Raw genomic sequence first — 3,183 nt, 5'->3', positions numbered from 1 at the left:
AGGCATTACAAATTAAGGGAAAGTAAAGTTTTTACTGGAAATTAGATGCGAAATCTCTGTCTTCTTGCCACGTTATTTGACAAAACACTATTGTGTAATTAAAATATTACTATATATTTCTAATATGTACATTTTATAGTGTATTTGTTCTTTATAAACATAGCTTTAGTCGGTCCAGCTTTAGTAATATCACTAATAACACAAGGATTAATGTTTTTATAGCATTAATCATAAACATATTCTTATGGAAAAAGTCATTACAAGTATCATATAAAGGCTAGGAATTTAAATATCCTAGCCTTTAATTTGTCCGGAATAAAGATTTTAAACATATTTATTTACTTTAAATACTATATCTAAATCTCCCCTTTTTTCCTTTAAATATATGGCTGGGGAAGATTTATAATTGACCCTGATGGAAATATACAAGGCTACGAAGTGTTAACTCCACTAGTAGGTAGAAATGTTAGCGAAACCATAAGACAAATAAAAGCTTTCCAACATGTAAGAAATACTAATGGAACAGAAGCTACACCATCTGGATGGAAACCTGGCAAAAAAACTCTAAAACCAAATCCAGATTTAGTAGGTAATGTGTGGAAAGAATGGAAGGTTAGCGAAGCATTTGAAGATTAAATCTGTTTAAAATAATAAGGCTATTCGTCTGTCTCAAAAGATAGATGAATAGCTTTATTTCTTTATATGGTCTTTAATGCAATTCAATATATCTGTTTCTTTCATAAAACCTTTTGCGGTTTTACATATACACAATAGATGATTCTGTTTTAAATATAGACAAAATCATTTAACTGCTATATAATAACACTGAAATCAATTGAAAGGGTATTTCTGGAGGTTTGCGAAATGGAAAAAGAAATGGAAAAATATTTTTTTGAAGCATTTAATGGTTTAGATAGACTTGCCCCTGGTAGTCAAGCTTCTACACTAAAGGCAATTTCAATGTTTAACGGTTCAAAAGAACATATTAAAATCTTAGATATTGGTTGTGGAAACGGTATTCATACAATGTTATTGGCACAAGAATTTCCCAATGCTACGATTATTGCTATAGATAATCATATGCCTTTTATCGAGAATTTGAATAGTACTGCTGAAAAATTTGGATTATCTAATAGAGTAATTGGAAAGTGTATCTCAATGTTTGAAATGCCATTTGAAGAAAATTCATTTGATTTAATTTGGTCAGAGGGTGCTATTTATATAGCAGGATTTGAAAATGGTCTTCGTGATTGGAAAAAGTTCCTGAAAAATGATGGATATCTTATTTGCAGTGAAATCAGTTGGATTACTAATACTCCATCAGAGAAAATCTCTGCTTATTGGAATGAAGAATATCCACAAATTGATACTATTGAAAATAAAATTAAACAAATCGAGAGTGCAGGATATAGTTACCAATCTCACTTTGTCATGCCTGTTACTGATTAGACTCAAAACTATTACAACCCACTACAGGATAATCTTAACAGGATGCTAAAAAAATATAAAGATAATGAAATAGCAAAACAAGTTATTGATATGCTGCAGACAGAAATCAATATGTATCACAAATATTGTAATGAATATACCTATGTATTTTATAGTATGTCTAAGTAAATTAACTTTCTGCAACAAATCATCTAAATTAATTTAAGATCTAAACCACACTTTTATAAGTGTGGTTTTTCTATTTCGCTATTCGTGGCAATTGAACCTCTTATCTATATATGCTACTATACATTGTAAATACTATAGCTTCATCTTTAAATTAATATGACAAACGAAACATCCCTATGTCATATCCGTTTAAAACATTAATAAACAAGTTTCTTGTTTTTTATAAGCAATAGTTGTTAACTGTCCCTATTACGTCTACACTTGTTGCTATAACAAGTGTTAATAAAAAACCGCCGTTACTTATGGTACGGTTCACCGTATAGCTGTAACTGCGGTTTTTTAGCGGGTTTAAGAAATGGTTCTATTAAAGAAACTTAACTATCTTTGGGACAATCTTCCTGTCCCCATGTCCCTTATAGCTTTGTATGATGCAAATAAAGCTTGTAGAAAAGCGTGTTGCAATTTCAAAAAATATCGAGCCAAGAGTCCAAATTTAGAATTTCCACCTGAAGCATACTGTTCATAGTGAAATTATCAAATGTCTCCCAACGCCATCAATACTCCGATGACTATAATAATTCCACCACTTATCTGGTGGAACAGATATACTCTCTCACCCCATAGTATCTTCGAACGAGCAACTAAAAGACGATAAATAATAAAGTTACTCTTTAGACTTCCACAGATTATTAAGATTAATCCTGCTACAATCATTAATCCGCCCCACAGTAAGTTCATGTTCCCTCCTCCTTTCTTAATCTCCATTGTCATAATTAAGATGATTTTCATCAACCTTTCTTATATGTACCATTAAGTCTTCGTTTATAACTTTAAATTTTATATTCCATATGAAAAAAAGCATCTATATTAATTGTTATAGACGCTTATTTGTATAATGAATATTATTTTTCGATGAAAATACTAATTATCTTATTTATAACTTCATTTATTTTTTCTTCCTTAAGATGAGCTATTTTATATAGTATTATATTTTCATCAGCAGTGAATATTTTATTAGGTCTTATATTACTTTCTTTTTTTAGTTCTCCTTGGGTGAAATCACTATCTAATAATTTTATAGAATATTTATCATAAACGTTTCTGCTTGTTATTTGTGATAATATTAAATCATCTCCAGTTACATTTGCTAATACTAGTGCTGGTCTCTTTTTAGATTGGGATAAATCTGAAAAAGGAAAAGGAACAACTACAATATCCCCTTTTATAAATCTTCCCATGCCTCATCCTCCTCAGGTCTTAACCAATCTTTAGCTAGACTTTTTTCACTTGCCAATGTAATGTCATCAACTTTAAAATTTTTATATTTAGATCTTTTGTATATAATAAAATCAATGTAATCTGCAACTTCCTGCAAAAGATGTGGTGGTAATTTCTCTATCTTTTTAACTATTGTTTCTCTATTTATCATAAAATCACCTTCTTTTTTGCTATATACTTAGTTTTATTATATCACATAGATAAACGTTTTAAATATATGAAAATACTTAGTTACTGTCAAGTAATAGTTGGCAATTTTTCTTTTTCAAAATTAATCATCCAATAATT

General features: G+C 29.4%; 6 protein-coding genes. 3 read left to right on the top strand and 3 right to left on the bottom strand.

Annotated features, from left to right (window positions below; genetic code table 11):
- Positions 1–438 precede the first annotated feature (438 nt).
- The 3 genes from L21TH_RS01025 to L21TH_RS15020 all read left to right on the top strand — a co-directional run bounded on the left by L21TH_RS01025 (position 439) and on the right by L21TH_RS15020 (position 1,617).
- Positions 439–636, top strand: coding sequence for an Alkyl hydroperoxide reductase protein C (locus tag L21TH_RS01025; RefSeq protein ID WP_006306872.1), 198 nt, complete (start codon positions 439–441; stop codon positions 634–636).
- Between the two features lie 228 nt (positions 637–864).
- Positions 865–1,449 carry a class I SAM-dependent methyltransferase gene (locus L21TH_RS01020; protein ID WP_006306871.1) on the top strand — a complete coding sequence of 195 codons (585 nt, stop codon included), beginning with the start codon at positions 865–867 and terminating at the stop codon, positions 1,447–1,449.
- A gap of 42 nt (positions 1,450–1,491) precedes the next feature.
- The gene (locus L21TH_RS15020; RefSeq protein ID WP_006306870.1) at positions 1,492–1,617 is read left to right on the top strand and encodes a hypothetical protein; all 126 of its coding nucleotides are present in this window, start codon (positions 1,492–1,494) and stop codon (positions 1,615–1,617) included.
- A gap of 534 nt (positions 1,618–2,151) precedes the next feature.
- On the opposite strand, the gene L21TH_RS01015 is transcribed toward L21TH_RS15020, so the two are convergent.
- The 3 genes from L21TH_RS01015 to L21TH_RS01005 form a co-directional block, all read right to left on the bottom strand.
- The gene (locus L21TH_RS01015) at positions 2,152–2,355 is read right to left on the bottom strand and encodes a hypothetical protein (protein ID WP_034428926.1); all 204 of its coding nucleotides are present in this window, start codon (positions 2,353–2,355) and stop codon (positions 2,152–2,154) included.
- A 164-nt stretch (positions 2,356–2,519) separates the two neighbouring features.
- Positions 2,520–2,855, bottom strand: a complete 336-nt coding sequence (locus L21TH_RS01010) for a type II toxin-antitoxin system PemK/MazF family toxin (protein WP_006306869.1) — start codon at positions 2,853–2,855, stop codon at positions 2,520–2,522.
- Entirely contained in the window at positions 2,840–3,046 is a 207-nt protein-coding gene (locus tag L21TH_RS01005) for a DUF2281 domain-containing protein (protein ID WP_006306868.1), read from the bottom strand. The genes L21TH_RS01010 and L21TH_RS01005 overlap by 16 nt, the downstream gene beginning before the upstream one ends.
- Positions 3,047–3,183 lie beyond the last annotated feature (137 nt).

Origin of the sequence: Caldisalinibacter kiritimatiensis (assembly GCF_000387765.1) — a bacterium.
Lineage (GTDB): Bacteria > Bacillota > Clostridia > Tissierellales > Caldisalinibacteraceae > Caldisalinibacter > Caldisalinibacter kiritimatiensis.
This window is presented reverse-complemented; position numbering and strand designations above follow the sequence as displayed.

What these genes read in the sequence shown, in the direction of transcription:
- L21TH_RS01020 (WP_006306871.1), top strand. Translation starts at nt 865, where the DNA reads ATGGAAAAAGAAATGGAAAAATATTTTTTTGAAGCATTTAATGGTTTA.
- L21TH_RS15020 (WP_006306870.1), top strand. Translation starts at nt 1,492, where the DNA reads ATGCTAAAAAAATATAAAGATAATGAAATAGCAAAACAAGTTATTGAT.
- L21TH_RS01015 (WP_034428926.1), bottom strand. Translation starts at nt 2,355, where the DNA reads ATGAACTTACTGTGGGGCGGATTAATGATTGTAGCAGGATTAATCTTA.
- L21TH_RS01010 (WP_006306869.1), bottom strand. Translation starts at nt 2,855, where the DNA reads ATGGGAAGATTTATAAAAGGGGATATTGTAGTTGTTCCTTTTCCTTTT.
- L21TH_RS01005 (WP_006306868.1), bottom strand. Translation starts at nt 3,046, where the DNA reads ATGATAAATAGAGAAACAATAGTTAAAAAGATAGAGAAATTACCACCA.